Source organism: Phenylobacterium immobile (ATCC 35973) (assembly GCF_001375595.1).
GTDB classification, from domain to species: domain Bacteria; phylum Pseudomonadota; class Alphaproteobacteria; order Caulobacterales; family Caulobacteraceae; genus Phenylobacterium; species Phenylobacterium immobile.
The window spans coordinates 26,637-43,536 of sequence record NZ_CVJQ01000004.1 but is presented as its reverse complement, the minus strand read 5'-3'; the positions used below and the strand labels follow the sequence as shown (position 1 = coordinate 43,536).

General features: G+C 65.9%; 15 protein-coding genes and 1 pseudogene. 9 read left to right on the top strand and 7 right to left on the bottom strand.

Annotation, left to right across the window (positions count from 1 at the left end; translation table 11 throughout):
- Nucleotides 1-161: 161 nt before the first annotated feature.
- Together BN1313_RS16070 and BN1313_RS16065 are read right to left on the bottom strand one after the other, a co-directional pair.
- Nucleotides 162-1,109, bottom strand: a complete 948-nt coding sequence (locus BN1313_RS16070; protein ID WP_091743308.1) for a nucleotidyl transferase AbiEii/AbiGii toxin family protein — start codon at nucleotides 1,107-1,109, stop codon at nucleotides 162-164.
- Nucleotides 1,099-1,695 (bottom strand): hypothetical protein, encoded by a 597-nt coding sequence (locus BN1313_RS16065; RefSeq protein ID WP_176696072.1) that lies wholly within the window; start codon nucleotides 1,693-1,695, stop codon nucleotides 1,099-1,101. The genes BN1313_RS16070 and BN1313_RS16065 overlap by 11 nt, the downstream gene beginning before the upstream one ends.
- A gap of 467 nt (nucleotides 1,696-2,162) precedes the next feature.
- Between BN1313_RS16065 and BN1313_RS16940 the strand changes: the two genes are divergently transcribed.
- From BN1313_RS16940 to BN1313_RS16035, 7 genes are read left to right on the top strand one after another with little or no spacing between them, the layout of a single operon-like run.
- Nucleotides 2,163-2,414, top strand: a complete 252-nt coding sequence (locus BN1313_RS16940; RefSeq protein WP_245620264.1) for a type IV secretory system conjugative DNA transfer family protein — start codon at nucleotides 2,163-2,165, stop codon at nucleotides 2,412-2,414.
- The gene (locus tag BN1313_RS16060) at nucleotides 2,411-3,271 is read left to right on the top strand and encodes a type IV secretory system conjugative DNA transfer family protein (RefSeq protein WP_245620263.1); all 861 of its coding nucleotides are present in this window, start codon (nucleotides 2,411-2,413) and stop codon (nucleotides 3,269-3,271) included. Before BN1313_RS16940 ends, BN1313_RS16060 begins: the two co-directional genes overlap by 4 nt.
- Before the next feature lie 24 nt (nucleotides 3,272-3,295).
- Nucleotides 3,296-3,928: an ATPase, T2SS/T4P/T4SS family gene (locus BN1313_RS16055; RefSeq protein ID WP_245620262.1), complete on the top strand. Its 633-nt coding sequence runs from the start codon at nucleotides 3,296-3,298 to the stop codon at nucleotides 3,926-3,928.
- Nucleotides 3,929-3,939: 11 nt separating this feature from the next.
- The gene (locus tag BN1313_RS16050) at nucleotides 3,940-6,444 is read left to right on the top strand and encodes an efflux RND transporter permease subunit (RefSeq protein WP_245620261.1); all 2,505 of its coding nucleotides are present in this window, start codon (nucleotides 3,940-3,942) and stop codon (nucleotides 6,442-6,444) included.
- The gene (locus BN1313_RS16045) at nucleotides 6,441-7,862 is read left to right on the top strand and encodes an efflux transporter outer membrane subunit (RefSeq protein ID WP_091743312.1); all 1,422 of its coding nucleotides are present in this window, start codon (nucleotides 6,441-6,443) and stop codon (nucleotides 7,860-7,862) included. The genes BN1313_RS16050 and BN1313_RS16045 overlap by 4 nt, the downstream gene beginning before the upstream one ends.
- Nucleotides 7,863-7,867: 5 nt before the next feature.
- Nucleotides 7,868-8,542: a response regulator transcription factor gene (locus tag BN1313_RS16040; RefSeq protein WP_091743311.1), complete on the top strand. Its 675-nt coding sequence runs from the start codon at nucleotides 7,868-7,870 to the stop codon at nucleotides 8,540-8,542.
- A complete protein-coding gene (locus tag BN1313_RS16035) occupies nucleotides 8,539-9,909 on the top strand; it encodes a sensor histidine kinase (protein WP_091743310.1) in 1,371 nt (456 codons plus the stop codon). Before BN1313_RS16040 ends, BN1313_RS16035 begins: the two co-directional genes overlap by 4 nt.
- A gap of 73 nt (nucleotides 9,910-9,982) precedes the next feature.
- Here the strand turns inward: BN1313_RS16035 and BN1313_RS16030 are convergent, their stop codons facing one another.
- From BN1313_RS16030 to BN1313_RS16010, 5 genes are all read right to left on the bottom strand, one after another.
- Nucleotides 9,983-10,780 (bottom strand): COG4705 family protein, encoded by a 798-nt coding sequence (locus tag BN1313_RS16030; RefSeq protein ID WP_091743309.1) that lies wholly within the window; start codon nucleotides 10,778-10,780, stop codon nucleotides 9,983-9,985.
- Between the two features lie 394 nt (nucleotides 10,781-11,174).
- The gene (locus BN1313_RS16025; protein WP_091743308.1) at nucleotides 11,175-12,122 is read right to left on the bottom strand and encodes a nucleotidyl transferase AbiEii/AbiGii toxin family protein; all 948 of its coding nucleotides are present in this window, start codon (nucleotides 12,120-12,122) and stop codon (nucleotides 11,175-11,177) included.
- The gene (locus BN1313_RS16020) at nucleotides 12,112-12,708 is read right to left on the bottom strand and encodes a hypothetical protein (RefSeq protein WP_176696072.1); all 597 of its coding nucleotides are present in this window, start codon (nucleotides 12,706-12,708) and stop codon (nucleotides 12,112-12,114) included. The genes BN1313_RS16025 and BN1313_RS16020 overlap by 11 nt, the downstream gene beginning before the upstream one ends.
- A gap of 543 nt (nucleotides 12,709-13,251) precedes the next feature.
- Nucleotides 13,252-13,743: a PIN domain-containing protein gene (locus BN1313_RS16015; RefSeq protein ID WP_091743307.1), complete on the bottom strand. Its 492-nt coding sequence runs from the start codon at nucleotides 13,741-13,743 to the stop codon at nucleotides 13,252-13,254.
- A gap of 4 nt (nucleotides 13,744-13,747) precedes the next feature.
- Nucleotides 13,748-14,812: a helix-turn-helix domain-containing protein gene (locus BN1313_RS16010; protein ID WP_091743306.1), complete on the bottom strand. Its 1,065-nt coding sequence runs from the start codon at nucleotides 14,810-14,812 to the stop codon at nucleotides 13,748-13,750.
- A 174-nt stretch (nucleotides 14,813-14,986) separates the two neighbouring features.
- Between BN1313_RS16010 and BN1313_RS16775 the strand changes: the two genes are divergently transcribed.
- Nucleotides 14,987-16,060 carry a nucleotidyltransferase family protein gene (locus BN1313_RS16775; protein ID WP_218054409.1) on the top strand — a complete coding sequence of 358 codons (1,074 nt, stop codon included), beginning with the start codon at nucleotides 14,987-14,989 and terminating at the stop codon, nucleotides 16,058-16,060.
- A 143-nt stretch (nucleotides 16,061-16,203) separates the two neighbouring features.
- Nucleotides 16,204-16,896: pseudogene (locus BN1313_RS16000) on the top strand (ArdC-like ssDNA-binding domain-containing protein); the annotation flags it as partial.
- Nucleotides 16,897-16,900 lie beyond the last annotated feature (4 nt).

Sequence of the window (16,900 nt, the reverse complement as noted above, 5' to 3'; positions counted from 1 at the left end):
GGCGTGCTCGGTCCCGCCGCGTGCCGCGGCTCCTACGGGTCCGCCCCTGACGGGCGCCTTCAGGCGCCGCCGGCCGCTCGACGGCGCGTCCCGCCTGGCCTGTGTCCAGGCTCCTTGCAGCCTTCATTTTGATCGGCGCGGCCGAGCGACTGGCGGTCGCGTTATAGCTTGGGCGACCACTTGGCGATTTCGGCCAGAATCTCGTCGAAGGCTGGTTGGCCGCGGAAATAGAGCGCGCTCGACGCGGCGTAGGCCTTCTGCAGCGTGGCGCGGGTCTCGGGGTCGCTCAGTACGAAGGCTTCGTTCTCGGCGATGACCGGATTGTCGGCCTTCGGGAACCGCTTGGCCTTGTGGTCGAGATAGTTTTGCGTGCCGACAAACGCCTGCACGCTCGGATCCTGGAGCAGCGAATAGACGTCGTAGTAGTGGCGCATGAAGTTGGGTGGGAACGCGCCGGTATCCTGCTGCTGGCGGAACTTGGTGGAGATCGCCTGCAGCTTTTCGACCAGCGTATGGCCCGGGTGATAGCAGGCGACGCCCAGGGCGCGGTTGTCGATGATCTCGACCTGGCTGGCGGCGAAGTCATAGGCCCACGAGCTGATATCGCGGGCTTCGTTGGGCGCGACATCGTCGAAGCCGACTTCCAGCAGCACGCCGTCTTTCAGGCCTTCGACCGATCCATTGATGCTGGCGTAGGTCAGGCGAATGCCGGCGCTGCGATATTGGCGAGGGTCATCAAACGGCGTGTCGCGCTCGACCGAGGTGATGCCGTCGATGACGATGGTCTGCGCCAGCCGATCATAGAAGTCCTTGCGGCCTTGGACGTGAGCCGCCTTGTCGTGGTTGCGGCCGATCATCACCGGCGGATCGGCCGGCGGCTCGATGCGGATGTCGATGTCTTCCGAGAAACGACTGATCAGTCCGTAGCCCTTGGAGAGCGATGTGCCGCCCTTCAGCTCGAAGGTCAGGCCCAGCTGCTGCAGGCCGTAGAGGCTCTGCATGATCCAATAGTCCTTCTCGACCAAGGCGGGCGCAATGCCCTGCGCCTGAGCGACGATCCGGATCAGATCGGCAAACTGACGATGGTTGTGCAGGAAATCACGCGGCATCCTGGGTTCCAACCTCGGCCAGGGCGCGGGCGAAGAACTTCTTGGCCCGCTCGGAGCCGTAGGACTGGGCGGCCTTTTTCACGCGCGCCCGGTCACTGGCGGCCAGCCGCGCCTTGACGCGCTCGAGCACGTCTTCGGCGCTTTCGCCGAGCTGATCCAGGTTGTTGACCAGGTCGACCATCAGAAACTCAGCCGTGAGCTTCTTCGGGAAGGCGGGCTTCATCCGAAAATCGTAGGTGCGGCCGCCGAGCGCGAATTTGCCGTGGCGCTTGTGGTTATAGACCACGGTCTTGTTGTGCAGCTGGGTCGTGCCGACCCCAAGGGCATTGTAGGCGTTGGGCGACGCCAGCAGGAACGGGCCGCCCTTGAGGAAGGTCGACACCAGGGTATCGTCCTCAGGCGGGGCCTTCCCGAAGGCGGTTTGTTTAGGCGCATAGTAGAGGCCGCCAGCCAGCTTGGTCAGCACGCCGGCCTGCACCGCCTCCTTGAGGTGACGATCGACCGCCGTCGACCATTGGGCCAGGTCCGCCCGGCGATAGGTCTGCCCCGGGCGGAGCTTGGCCTTGAACTGGTCGAACTTGCTCATGGCTCCAACTTAGGCCTCCGCAGTCAGTTTGCAAGGAATGTCATTAAGAATCCATGCAAAGCGGAGCGCCTGGGTGGGCCAACGCGAGGGGAGGGGGCTCTCTTGGCGCCTCCAGCCCTTTGGCGTTTAATTACCGCATGATCCAGTCGACAACTCGTCTTAACCGGGGCGCGCGCCTTCGGCGCCCCCGGCCCGTGTGGGTCTATGGCGTGATTGTTCTGGCTGGCATTGTCATGGTCGGCTTGGGACTGCTGATCTTCAAACACTAGGGTGCATTGGGGAAAGCCTTCCCCTGCGGCCGAGCCCGAAGTCTCGGCCGACCCCTTCTGCGGGGACACCCCGCAACACCCCGGAAACGGAGAGCGGCCGGCGGGCGTGCTCGGTCCCGCCGCGTGCCGCGGCTCCTACGGGTCCGCCCCTGACGGGCGCCTTCAGGCGCCGCCGGCCGCTCGACGGCGCGTCCCGCCGTGGCCTGCGNGCTTTGGCACATCACCGCCGATCACCGGAAAACGTTCAGCCACGTCTTCTACTTCGCCCCGACCGACCCCAACACGGTGCGCTGGAATCCGCTGTTCGAGGTGCGCAAGGGACCGATGGAGATCGCCGACATCCAGAACGTGGTCGGCATCCTGGTCGACCCGCTGGGCCGCAAGGCGGGGGACCTGAACTTCTGGGACCAGAGCGCCACTGACTTCTTCACGGCGGTGAGGCGCCGGTGACCTTCTACCTGATCACACCCCAGGCCCATGCCGACCGACTGGCCTTCCTGGTGCGGGTGTTCATCCGCCAGAGCGTGAACAGCCTGATGGAGCATGAGCACTATGACAGCCGGCGGCGGCGCAAGCGCCATCGGCTGCTGCTGCTGCTCGACGAGTTTCCGAAGCTCGGCAGCCTGCCGTTCCTGGAGAACGCGATGGGGGAGATGGCCGGCTACGGGATCACCGCCCACCTGGTCTGCCAGAGCTTCAACGACGTGTTCTCCAAGTACGGTGACAAAACACCGTTATTCGACAACATGCACATCACCGCGACGTTCGCGACGTCGGAGCCGACGAGCATCGAGAAGGTCACGCGCCGCGCCGGCAAGGCGCTGGAGATGCGGGAGAGCTACAGCGACCCGCGCAGCCTGTTCGGGCGGGCGCACCGGTCGACCTCGCAGTCGGAGCAGCAGCGCTACATCCTGTCGGAGGAGGACGTGCGGGGCCTGGACGACCGCAAGCAGTTCCTGTTCGTCAACAACACCAAACCGATCCTGGCCGACAAGATCCGCTACTACGAAGAGCCGTTCTTCAAGGCGCGCACCGGCGACTACTTCCACGGCGTGCCGGCCGCGTATGAGCAGCGGCCCGGGGCCGCGGACCTGCCGGGGCCCGCCAGCATTGATTGGCGGGGCGTCAGGGCCGTCTGCGCGTCGCCTGAGCCCTTCGCCGGCGTCCGCGTGCCCAAGCCCCGCTACAGCGGCGCTGAGGGGCCTGCAGAGGCCCCAGGCGCGCCCGAGGCGGTGCTGGCCGCCGACTACCTGACCATGGCCCCTGTCGCGGCTCTACGGGCCGATGACGACGATGGCAGCCTTTGACCCCTCCGTTTGCGTGAGCCCACCATGACCGAACGCCATCCTGATGTTCTCGACCGCAAGGTCGCCGCCCTGCGCCAAGCCATGGGGCCGGTGATCGCGCAGGCCTTGGCCGACCGCCTGGTAGTCGAGGTGATGGTCAATCCGGACGGCAAGATCTGGATCGACCGCATCGGGGAGGGCCGCTCGTGGACGGGGCAGCTGCTAGCGGCGGCCGACGCCGACCGGATCCTACGACTGCTCGCCGACCATGCGGGCGAGGTGGTCACCCGCGACCGGCCCCGGGTGAGCGCAACCCTGCCGGAGACCGGGGAGCGGTTCCAGGGCGCCTTCATGCCGGTCGTGGCGCGACCGGCCTTTGCGATCCGCAAGCGGCCTGAGGTGGTGTTCACCCTGGACGACTATGTCGAGGGCGGCATGATGAGCGCCGCCCAGGCCGAGATCATCCGGGCCGCGGCTGAGGCGCGCGAGAACCTGCTGATCGTCGGTGGCACGGGGTCGGGCAAGACCACGCTGGCCAACGCCATCCTGGCGGAGCCGGCTTTCGCCGCGGACCGGGTGGTGTTGATCGAGGATACGGCCGAGCTGCAATGCTCGGCGGCCGACCAGATCCAGATGCTGACCAAGCGCACCGAGCCTGCGGTGACCCGGTCCGGCTGAATGCGTCTGGGGTGACGCTCGGCGAGGTGCAGCGTGCGGCCGGCGACGCCGCCGTGATCGCCAGCGGCGGCTTCGTCGATAACCCGAACCAAAGATTGGCCGTTCGACACCTGTCGCCGGTCGAGACCGCCGCTGACCTCTCGCGCACGGTGATCAAGCTGTCGAACAACGCGCCCGTGCGGCTTGGAGACGTGGCGACCGTCACCGAGGGCTTCGCCGCCCCTATCGGCAGCGCCATCATCAACGACGGACCGGGCCTGCTCCTGATCGTCGAGAAGCAGCAGGGCGGCAATACGCTCGACGTCAGCAAGGGTGTCGAGGCTGCCTTGGCCGAGCTGAAGCCGGGCCTGACCGGTGTAGAAGTCGATCCGACCATTTTCCGCCCAGCCACATTCATCGAGCGCTCGCTCGGCAATCTGACCAACGCCATGTGGCTGGGCTGCGCCCTCGTAGCGCTGGTGCTGATCGTCTTCACCCGCGACTGGCGCGCGGCGACCATCAGCCTGACCGCCATTCCCCTGTCCCTCCTGGGCGCCGCCCTAGCCCTCTCCTGGATGGGCGCCAGCATCAACACCATGGTCATCGCCGGTCTGGTCATCGCGCTCGGCGAGATCGTCGACGACGCCATCATCGACGTGGAGAACATCGGCCGGCGCCTGCGGCTGAACCGCCAGTCGGACACGCCACGGCCGGCGCTGGAGGTGGTGCTCGCCGCCTCGCTGGAGGTGCGCAGCGCCGTGGTCTTCGCCAGCCTGATCGTGATGCTGGTCTTCCTGCCGGTCTTCTTCCTCAGCGGTGTCGCCGGCAGCTTCTTCCGGCCCCTTGCCATCGCCTACATCCTCTCCATCGCCGCATCGCTTCTGGTGGCGCTGACGGTGACCCCGGCCCTGTGCCTGATGCTCCTGCCCAAGGCGCCGCTCGCGCCGCGGGAGCCGGGCTTGGTCCGCTACCTTAAAGGCCGCTACGCCGCCGTCCTGCCCCGCATCGTCGGCCGCCCCAACCTCGCCATGGGGATCGTCGCCGTCGGCTTGGTCGTCGCCGGGGTCGGCTACCTTTCAGCCAAGAGCCAGTTCCTTCCCAACTTCCGCGAGACCGACTTCCTGATGCATTTCGTCGAGAAGCCGGGGGCGTCGGTCGAGGCGATGGAGCGGATCACCATCCTGGCCTCCAAGGAGTTGCGCGCCATTCCCGGCGTGCGCAATTTCGGCTCGCACATCGGCCGCGCCGAGCAGGGCGACGAGGTCTATGGCCCAAACTTCACCGAGCTCTGGATCAGCCTCGACGAGAAGGCCGACTATGACGCCAGTGTGAAAAAGATCCAGGAGGCCATCGACGGCTATCCCGGCCTGACCCGCGACGTGCTGACCTATCTGCGCGAGCGGATCAAGGAGGTGCTGACCGGCGCCGGCGCCACCATCGTCGTCCGCATCTACGGCCCCGAGCTCGACGGCCTGCGCTCCACCGCCGCCCAGGTCGAGGCCGCGATCAGAGACGTGCCGGGCGTGGCCGATCTCAAAGTCGAGCAGCAGGTCCTGGCGCCGCAAATCCAGATCGCGCCCAGGCCCGACGCCTTGGCTGCCTACGGCCTGACACCCGGCGAAGTGCGCCGCGCCGCCGCCACCTTGATCGCCGGGGCCAAGGTCGGAGAAATCTACCGCAACCAGATGAGCTTCGACGTCACAGTCTGGGGCGAACCCTCGGTGAGGAGCGATCTGCACGCCATCCAGAATCTGCTCATTTCCAGCGCGTCAGGGGCTCAGGTGCGTCTGTCCGATGTCGCCGACGTTCGTATCGCTCCGGCCGCCAACGAGATTCGCCGCGAGAACGGCTCCCGCCGGATCGATGTGACCATGAACATCAAGGGCTCCAACCTCTCGGATGTCGCCCGCGCGGTTGAGCAGCGGGTAACCGGGCTGCAGTTCGAGCGAGGCTACCACCCTGAATTTCTCGGCGAATACGCCGCGCTGCAGGCCTCCCAGCGTCAGCTCCTGGCCCTCGGCGGCCTCTGCCTGATAGGCATCCTGCTTCTCGTCTGGCTCGAGTTCCGCTCCCTTAGAATTACCGCCCTCGTGGCCGTCAGCTTGCCCTTCGCCCTCCTCGGCGGGGTGATCGCCGTCCTGCTGTCCGGCGGCACCATGTCGCTCGGCTCACTCGTCGGCTTCGTCACGGTCATCGGCATTTCGGCCCGCAACGGCATCATGCTGCTCAGCCACTACCAGCACCTGGAAGATCGGGAAGGCGAGGCATTCGGTCCCGGCCTGATCCTACGCGGGGCGGAGGAGCGATTGGTCCCGATCTTGATGACCGCCTCGTGCGCCGCTTTGGCCCTCCTGCCTCTGGTCGTGCGCGGGGACGCGCCCGGCCACGAGATCGAGCATCCGATGGCCCTGGTTATTTTGGGGGGACTGGTCAGCTCCACTGCCCTGAACCTCCTCCTGATGCCCGCCCTCTATGCCCGGTTCGGTAAGGCCCGCCCCGCTGCGGCGCGCGGCGCCCCCGAAGGAGCCCCCGCATGAGACTGACCTTCGCCGGCTCCGCCTTGCTGCTGTTCCTGACCGGCTGCGCTAGTGTTCCGTCGATCCCGTCACCCGTAGCGCCGTCGACCGCGGTTGGGGCATTCGCCGGAGCAAGGCTGGAAGGCGTGACTGGCTCTGCTCTGCCTGCGAACTGGTGGCGCCTGTTCGAAGACCCGGTGCTCGACGGCCATGTGCAACGCGCACTCGCAGCAAACGCCGACCTTCGCGTCGCCATCGCCAATCTGGAGATCGCCCGCGCCCAGGCCCGCCAGGCCGAAGCTAGCCGCCTGCCGCAGACCGTCGTGGAAAGCGGCGCCGGGCCTGACCGAGCCGACCAGCAACCCTCGACCTCCAGCCTCCCCAAGACCAGCTACGAACTCGGCGCCACCGTCGCCTATGAGATCGACCTGTTCGGACGTTTGCGCTCCGCCGCCTTGGCCGCCGGAGCCGACGCCGAAGCTGTGCAGGCGGCGTTGGAGAGCGCCCGCGTCGCGGTCGTGGCTGACACAGTCGCCGCCTATGTCGACCTCTGCGCCGCAAACGCCAATGCCGCCCTGGCCGCCCGCCAGGTCGCAGCCCAGCAGAAGAGCCTCGACCTCGTCGCCGACCAGTTAGCCGCAGGCGAGGTCTCGCCGCTGGAGGTGTCTCAGGCCCGGCTGCTGCGCGAGCAGGTGGCGGCCACCGCCGCGCCTTTTGAGGCCGACCGCAAGCGCGCGCTGTTCCGCCTCGCCGTGCTGCAAGGCCGTCCCGCCGCTGAAGCCGAGACCTTCCCCGCTGGATGCGCCGCCGCTCCCCGCATCGGCCTGCCGCTGCCCGTTGGTGACGGCGCCGCCCTGATCGCGCGCCGCCCAGATATCCGCGAAGCCGACCGCCGCCTGGCCGCCGCCGGCGCGCGTGTGGGTGTGGCCACCGCCGACCTCTATCCTCGTATCCAGCTCGGCGGCTCGGCAGGGTTGATCGCGGGCGGCTTCGACGGCTTCCTGACGCCATTGATCACCTGGGCCTTCCCCAATCAGGGTCCGGCCCGCGCCCGCCTGGCCGCCGCCAAGGGAAGCGCCGAGGCCGCCCTGGCCAACTGGGACCGGGTGATGCTGCGCGCTCTTGGCGAGGTCGAGACGGCTTTAGCTGACTATCAGGCGGAAGGCTCAAGGCGCGCGAGTTTGACCCTGGCCCTGGCCGAGGCCGAGCAGGTGCTGAAGCGAGCCAATGCACGGCAGAGGCTCGGGGCCGATAACTACCTCCTGGTGCTCGACGCCGAACGCTCGCGCAATACCGCGGCAAGCCAGCTTGTCCTGTCGGAAGCCCGCATCGCGCAGACACAGGTTGCGATCTTCCGCGCGCTCGGCGGTGGCTGGGAGGCTCAGCCGGTCGTCGCGATCGCTCGGGAGGACGGGGGCCGCGTCGTCGGTCTAAACTGACCCTAATGAAAGTCCTCGTCGCCGAAGATGACCCTGAGACTGCCGACTATGTGCGGCAGGGCCTTGCGCAGGAGGGCCATGTCGTCACCGTCGTGGGCTCGGGCGCTGACGCCTTATTCCGCGCGACCCATGAACCGTTCGACGCCCTCGTGTTGGACCGCATGCTGCCAGGTCTCGACGGCCTGAAGGTGCTGAAGATGCTGCGCGCCGGCGGCATCCATACTCCCGCTATCCTCCTCACCGCCATGAGCAAGATCGCCGATCGAGTCGAGGGCTTGGAGAGCGGAGCTGACGACTACCTCGTCAAGCCCTTCGCCTTCTCGGAACTAAACGCCCGTCTGAATGTGGTGGTCCGCAGGCCGGCAACGACGCAGGTCGAGCAATGCATTAAAGTTGGCGACATCGAACTTGATCTTCAAAGACGCATTGTTCGACGTGATGGGCGCAGGATTGAGCTGCAGCCGCGCGAGATATTGATGCTCGAGCAGCTGCTACGAAATCCGCACCGCGTCATGACAAAGACCATGCTGCTGGAGCGCGTATGGGATTTCGACTTTGATCCTCAGACGAACATTGTAGAAACCCACATCAGCCGTCTGCGCGCCAAGCTGAACGCCGGCTTTGACCAAGACGCCATCCAGACAATCCGCGGCGCCGGCTACATGATCCGAAGCGAATGAGGCTGCCCCTACCGAGGACCACCTTCGGTCTTGTCGCTTTGGTCAGCCTTAGCCTCGCGGCCGCCGCATTGCTGCTCGGGCGCTTTGTCCACTACGTCGCGCATGAGGCGCTGGAGGTTCAGCTCGACCGCCGCATCGACGGGGAAACCCGCAGCCTAATCGGAGCCTTCGATCAGGGTGGGCGGCCGGCCCTTGTCGTCGCCGTGACGGCGCGGGAGAACAGTAGCGGTGCGTCGGACATGGGCTACCTTCTGGTCGATCACGCCAATCGGCGGCTCGCCGGTAGGCTGCGCTCCGAGGTGCCAAGTCCCGGTTGGCGCGAGTTCCTGCCGATCGGTGACGAAGCGCATGAGGTCGCCCAGGCGCTGACCACCAGGCTGACCGACGGCTCAACGCTGGTCGTCGCCGCCAATCGCACGCCAATCCAGGAGATCGACGCCGCCATCAGCCGCATGCTGTTCGTCATTGTCGGCATAATGATGGTGATCGGTATTGGTGGAGCATGGGGGCTCGGCGCAGTGGTGCGCCGCCGACTCAACCGGATCAACGCCACGGCCCAGGCCATCATCGCGGGGGACCACACCAGTCGGGTCCCGCACGGCGTCACCGACGGCGAGTTCGACCGCCTAGCCCAGAACCTGAACCGGATGCTGGACCGGAACGCCGAGCTTTTGGAAAACCTCCGCCAGGTCTCTAGCGATATCGCCCACGATCTGCGGACGCCGCTAGCGCGACAGCAACAGGTCCTTGAGAGCGCGTTGGCAGGTGCGCACGATCCCATCGAATACCGAAGGGCGATCGAAACCGCCGCCGGCAACGGTCGGGAGATTTTAGACCTCTTCGCGGCTCTTCTGCGCATCTCCGAGATCGAGACGTTGGATATCCGATCCACGTTTGTGGATGTTGACCTCTCCGAGGTGATCGAGCGGGTCACAGACGCTTTCCGACCGGACGTGGAAGTCGCCGAGCACAGACTTGAGATCGACATCAGCCCGGATGTGCGGGTTTATGGCGATGCCAGACTTCTCGCCCAGCTTCTCGTCAATCTCATCGAGAACGGCGTCCGTCACACGTCACGTGGGACGACGATCCTGGTCCGGCTGAAGCCAACCGAGGACAACGTCATTCTGCTGGTTGCGGATAACGGCCCTGGCATACCTTCTGAAGACCGCGACAAAGTCCTGCGCCGCTTCGCCCGCCTAGAGCACAGCCGGACTACGCCCGGATATGGGCTAGGTCTCAGCATGGTCGCTGCGATTGCCCGAGCGCATTTTGCGAGTCTAAAGCTATCTTCCGCCGAGCCTGGATTGGCGGTTGAAGTAGAGTTATCCCGAAGCGCGGTCGATATGCAGCCCGCCCGACCATGAGTAGGCTCGTGCTGTCGATTGTGAGCGCCTTGGCTTGCTATCCCAATTTCTGCTGCGAAAGCGATGCTTGGCGCTAGTGGCTGACGGGATTTGTCGGGCGTCGCCCCGCGCGTTGCGGCAGAGCCCAGATCAAGATGATGATGAGAACGGCCAGTACGGCTGAAGCTAGGGGGCGGCTCATCGCGAGCCCGCCTTGCTGGTGCGACTTGTCGAGGAAGTCGCCCACGGCGGCGCCGAGTGGGCGGGTGAGGATGAAGGCCGCCCAGAAGAGCACGATCCGGCTTACCGTCGTCCAGTAATAGAGCGCCACGACCGCTGCCAGCATCGCAGCGAAAATCATCGCTGCGCCGGCATAGCCAATCCCGCCGGTGTCCGCCGTCCAGTCGCCTAAGGCCGTGCCCAGGGTCTGCGACAGCGTGATCGTGATCCAGTAAAAGGTCTCGGCCTTCGGGGTCTGGATGTGGTCCGTGTCGACCTTGCCCAGCGTCAACCGCCAGGCGGCGAGGGAGCCGAGAACACAGGTCAGCAGCAAGAGCGATCCGCCTGGATATCCGATGCCGAGCGACCGCGTGGCGAAATCCGCCATCGTGGTTCCCGCGGTCGTCGAGGCGATGATCGTGGCCCAGTAAAGGATGGGGTGGAACCGCCGCGTCCGGATTTGGGCGATCACCAAGACGACCAGGAGGGTGAGGAAGATGGCTGTTGCGACGAGATAGCCCAGGTTGAAGGTCATGCTAGCGGTGTCGCCGCCTGTCTCCCCCAGGGTCGTCGCCAGGATCTTGATCACCCAGAAACTGAGGGTGACGGCGGGCACCTTGCTGAGCGCCGCGACAAGGTCTGGGTCGCTCGTGAGGGGTTTTGTGTTCGGCATGGACGCTGACCCTTGGTCCGGGCCGGAGAAGCGGGACGCGCCATTCGTAGCACTGACCTGGATCTAACGCGCCGCCTTCCTGAGGCGCGGTCCCTAGACGCATTGAAATCCATGCATCCGCGGAGCACTGCCAGGGGAGGAAGGCCTTCCCCTGCCGCCGAGCCTTGCCTCTCAGCTGACCCCTTCACGCGGGGGATACCCTGCAACGCCCCGGAAACGGAGAGCGGCCGGCGGGCGTGCTCGGTCCCGCCGCGTGCCGCGGCTCCTACGGGTCCGCCCCTGACGGGCGCCTTCAGGCGCCGCCGGCCGCTCGACGGCGCGTCCCGCCTGGCCTGTGTCCAGGCTCCTTGCAGCCTTCATTTTGATCGGCGCGGCCGAGCGACTGGCGGTCGCGTTATAGCTTGGGCGACCACTTGGCGATTTCGGCCAGAATCTCGTCGAAGGCTGGTTGGCCGCGGAAATAGAGCGCGCTCGACGCGGCGTAGGCCTTCTGCAGCGTGGCGCGGGTCTCGGGGTCGCTCAGTACGAAGGCTTCGTTCTCGGCGATGACCGGATTGTCGGCCTTCGGGAACCGCTTGGCCTTGTGGTCGAGATAGTTTTGCGTGCCGACAAACGCCTGCACGCTCGGATCCTGGAGCAGCGAATAGACGTCGTAGTAGTGGCGCATGAAGTTGGGTGGGAACGCGCCGGTATCCTGCTGCTGGCGGAACTTGGTGGAGATCGCCTGCAGCTTTTCGACCAGCGTATGGCCCGGGTGATAGCAGGCGACGCCCAGGGCGCGGTTGTCGATGATCTCGACCTGGCTGGCGGCGAAGTCATAGGCCCACGAGCTGATATCGCGGGCTTCGTTGGGCGCGACATCGTCGAAGCCGACTTCCAGCAGCACGCCGTCTTTCAGGCCTTCGACCGATCCATTGATGCTGGCGTAGGTCAGGCGAATGCCGGCGCTGCGATATTGGCGAGGGTCATCAAACGGCGTGTCGCGCTCGACCGAGGTGATGCCGTCGATGACGATGGTCTGCGCCAGCCGATCATAGAAGTCCTTGCGGCCTTGGACGTGAGCCGCCTTGTCGTGGTTGCGGCCGATCATCACCGGCGGATCGGCCGGCGGCTCGATGCGGATGTCGATGTCTTCCGAGAAACGACTGATCAGTCCGTAGCCCTTGGAGAGCGATGTGCCGCCCTTCAGCTCGAAGGTCAGGCCCAGCTGCTGCAGGCCGTAGAGGCTCTGCATGATCCAATAGTCCTTCTCGACCAAGGCGGGCGCAATGCCCTGCGCCTGAGCGACGATCCGGATCAGATCGGCAAACTGACGATGGTTGTGCAGGAAATCACGCGGCATCCTGGGTTCCAACCTCGGCCAGGGCGCGGGCGAAGAACTTCTTGGCCCGCTCGGAGCCGTAGGACTGGGCGGCCTTTTTCACGCGCGCCCGGTCACTGGCGGCCAGCCGCGCCTTGACGCGCTCGAGCACGTCTTCGGCGCTTTCGCCGAGCTGATCCAGGTTGTTGACCAGGTCGACCATCAGAAACTCAGCCGTGAGCTTCTTCGGGAAGGCGGGCTTCATCCGAAAATCGTAGGTGCGGCCGCCGAGCGCGAATTTGCCGTGGCGCTTGTGGTTATAGACCACGGTCTTGTTGTGCAGCTGGGTCGTGCCGACCCCAAGGGCATTGTAGGCGTTGGGCGACGCCAGCAGGAACGGGCCGCCCTTGAGGAAGGTCGACACCAGGGTATCGTCCTCAGGCGGGGCCTTCCCGAAGGCGGTTTGTTTAGGCGCATAGTAGAGGCCGCCAGCCAGCTTGGTCAGCACGCCGGCCTGCACCGCCTCCTTGAGGTGACGATCGACCGCCGTCGACCATTGGGCCAGGTCCGCCCGGCGATAGGTCTGCCCCGGGCGGAGCTTGGCCTTGAACTGGTCGAACTTGCTCATGGCTCCAACTTAGGCCTCCGCAGTCAGTTTGCAAGGAATGTCATTAAGAATCCATGCAAAGCGGAGCGCCTGGGTGGGCCAACGCGAGGGGAGGGGGCTCTCTTGGCGCCTCCAGCCCTTTGGCGTTTAATTACCGCATGATCCAGTCGACAACTCGTCTTAACCGGGGCGCGCGCCTTCGGCGCCCCCGGCCCGTGTGGGTCTATGGCGTGATTGTTCTGGCTGGCATTGTCATGGTCGGCTTGGGACTGCTGATCTTCAAACACTAGGGTGCATTGGGGAAAGCCTTCCCCTGCGGCCGAGCCCGAAGTCTCGGCCGACCCCTTCTGCGGGGACACCCCGCAACACCCCGGAAACGGAGAGCGGCCGGCGGGCGTGCTCGGTCCCGCCGCGTGCCGCGGCTCCTACGGGTCCGCCCCTGACGGGCGCCTTCAGGCGCCGCCGGCCGCTCGACGGCGCGTCCCGCCGTGGCCTGCGGCCAGGCTCCTTGCGGCCTTCACTCTATCTAGGCGCGGTCTCGCCCAGATCATACGGCTGGCGACTCTATTCAGCGTATCGATCGAGGCGATGGCGCACCTCAGCGGCCGGCAGCCGGCAACGGGGATGAGACGAGAGCGCGGTCAGGCCGGCGTGTAGTCTTGGCCGCGGCACATGCGATCCCGTTTCGAGCTGGTCACAAATCCAAAGGACGCCATGAAAGGCCACGTGGCACTCCGCCGCGAGACGCCGAAGGCCGCCATCGCCAGTTAGCAAGGGCCACTGTCGGCCCTCTGCGATGGCGAACGCGAAGGTGTCGGGTGTGGAAAGCTCCTTCCTGTCACGACGGACCGTCGTGGCGCGCGTCAATTCGACCGAAGTCAGCTCTTCGACCCGCAAACCGAGCGCAATGAGGCGATCGCCTAGGGCGCCGGCGAGTTCACGGCGGAATAGGAGATCGGGCACCGCAAATTCAAAGGGGAGGCGAAAGAGGTCGTCCAGCAGCGTTCCCCGCTCCAGGTCGATGATGACCGAGGTGTCGGAAACCAGGACCGCCATTGGACTATGCCGCCACCTGATCGAGACGGGCGTCCAGTTCGCGCGATGAGATGCCTAGGAGTTCGGCGGCGCGCGCTTCACCAATGACCCCTTCGGCCAGCGCGCGGTAGCACAGGCGCTCGAACCGTCTGGGCTCCTCTAGCTCCGGCTTCATCCTGCCGGGCTCTTCGAATGGGTAGGCCCTCCAGCCTCGTTCCGCGAAGACGCGAAACAACTTCGCAAAGGCCGCCTGGTTGATGATGCCCAAATCTTTGCACCGATAGGTAAGCGCCTGCAGGCTGACGCCGAACCGTTCCTTGAGCGCGACGAGCTCGCCTAAGCTTAGCGACGATCGGCTGGCGCCGACCTCCGCGCGCAACACATCTGCCGGTACCAGAAACGCACCCGCGAATCTGTGCGCGGCCTTCTCCTCATCGAGGCCAGCGGCCACGCTCAGGACCATGTGGCCAAGCTCGTGCGCGAGGTTGAAGCGTTTCCTCTCCGACCAACTGCTGCGCTTTATTACGATGACGCGGGCCGCGTCTCGGCCTCGCCGCCGGACCTTGGCCGCTAGGCCGTCGATGTCATCGAGCTCAAGTGACATCACCTTCACGCCGCGTTCCTCAAGAAGTTCCGCGAGCTGGGGGATAGGGTCATTGCCGAGGCCCCAATCGTCGCGCACCGAGCGGGCGGCGTCCTCGGCGTCCCGCAGGTCCCCGACAGGGTGCGGCGCGCTGCGAGGCTGCTCCCAGTCGACGCTGCGCAGATGCAGCAGGTCTTCGATCGCCAAGTAGCGTTCGAGCATGTGAATCGTGCGGGCTTCGAGCGTTGCTTCTTCACGCGCCGAGGATCCGGCTTTCTTCCGGAAGTCCACGCCCTCCAGGGCGATCTCATCCTCCGAAAGAAGATAGTCTTCGGTCACGCCAAGCGAGTCGGCGAGGGCCATGAGGGCGCGCGAGCCAGGCATATCCTCATTGCGCTCATACTTGCCAATGGCCTGGGCAGACACCACCCCGCCCATCACCTCTGCCAGGCCGCGGAGGGACAGCCCGGCCGCAGCGCGCGCAACCTTTATCCTGTGTCCAATCATCGTCCACCTCCTGCACCATGCCGGTTTACATATGGCGTATGTAGTGTGTTTTTTGTAAACCGATACCCTTGAAATCGGCCCTTGGGGCTCCATATGAGCCTAAGCCCGATAATAAGGCGACATTTTGTAAACCACGCGATCGACCGATTGTCGGCAACGGAAAGGGGGCGCCAGGTGGCGTTGAGCAACACTGAACTGCGCTATTATGACGGCAACGTGCTGCGCCTGCCGGCCGACAAGCGCAAAGAATACCACGCCCAGGTCGACCGCCTGATCACCGAGTTGTGCAAGCGCGTCCGTGACAAGACCGAGATCAAGATCACTAAGGTGGTCAAGGCCGGGTCGTTCGCGAAATACACCATTCTGCGCAAGACCGCGGTCGACCCGGTCGATGTCGATGTGGTGTTCTACATCTCGGGCCGTGACATCAATCACGAGACCCTCATCCGGACCGACGCGGTGACAGGTGCGGAAACGCGGCTGCTTCGCGTCCAGGTGCGCACCGCCCGGGCCCTGATGGGCGCCGAGGCGGCTTTGTCGGACACCAATCCAGACGCGCGGGTGTTCGCGGTGAACAGCAAGTCCGGCCGCGCCGCCCTGGTCATCCAGGGCCTGACCACCACGAATGACGACGACCGCCTGGTCCCGGCGGTGCGGCTGATCCGGCCCGAAAAGCGCAGCGTCGCGCCGTTGAAGGCCTATGAGGAGTCGGCCTGGGAGGGGGTGGACGAAGCGGCCTGGCGCTCGGCTTGGGACGCCGAGCTGGCGGCGGCCGACCCGTGGGTCACCCGCGAACTCGTGCTGGTGACCGGGCTCCTGCTGCCGATCTGGAGCAGCCTGCCGGACAAACGCACGTCCGTGCGACGGCTCAAGGCTCCGGATGGGCGCCGTTGGCTGGGCCGCCTGCTGGACCCGGCGCAGGTCACTCCTCTGAAGATCGCCTTGGGCCTGACCGACACCGCGAGCGCTGTCGGCGACGGCGTCTCGGCCGCCCGCCTGGTTTTGGCAGAAGGCGCTTCCGTCGCCTTGAGCGGCGGGCTCTGGTTGCGCCGGGCCAAGGTGATGGATCGCCAGCGGTTGGAGATCGTCGGCGCGGCAGCGCAGCGCGCCAGCTTCGTGGCGCTGGGCTGCTTCGTCGAGATCATCGCCTACACCCCGCGAGTCTTCGTGCCGATCGACCGACCGGACGTGCTGAGCGCCATCCTCGAGCGTTGGCCGCCCCAGACCATCCTGCCCGCCGCGGCTTGACGGACCGCAGGCGTTGAACGGGAGCCGCCGGTGATCAGCCGGCGGCTCCTTTTGCGTCGGCGGCCTGGCCGGCAAAGGGTTGGAGGAAGGGACGGAGCGGGCAAGCGCTCCGGGATTGGCCCGGGGGCGGACCCGAGGTTCCTATGTCCAACCCGCTCGACGACCTGATCCTAGACATCATCGCCCGCATCGAGGCGGGCGTGCCGCCGTGGCGCCAAGCCTGGATGGCCAGCGCCGATCCGAGGTTGCCCTTGCGGGCGAACGGCGAGCCCTTCAGCGGCAGTAACGCTTGGCTCCTTGCCTTTTCAGGCGCGGTGCGCGGCTATCGCTCGCCCTACTGGTTCACCTTCCGACAGGCCCTGGCCATCGATGCGCCGGTCGCCAAGGGCGAGAAGGCCTCGCCGGCGATCCTCTACAAGACCCGGGTGCTGGGCGAGCCGACCGACGGGCCGGACGGGGGTGTGGCGGACGAGGCCGGCGACCCCCGCGTCCTGCGCTATCTGAAGACCTATAGCGTCTTCAACGCCGAGCAGCTGACCGACTGTCCCCGCGCCTTCCTCGACATCGCCGATCCTGACCCTGCCGCCCGCGCCGCCACGCGCAACGCCGTGTTGGATGCAATCCCAGCGCGGGTTGAGTTTGGGGGCGGCGCCGCCTGCTATGTACCGGCCCTGGACCTGATCCGTCTGCCCCACCCGGACGCCTTCAACACACCCGACGACTTCCTGGCGACCAAGGCGCACGAGCAACTGCACTGGTCGGGCGCGGCCCATCGACTGGACCGCACCTTCGGCAAGCGCTTTGGCGATGAGGCCTACGCCTTCGAGGAGCTGGTCGCCG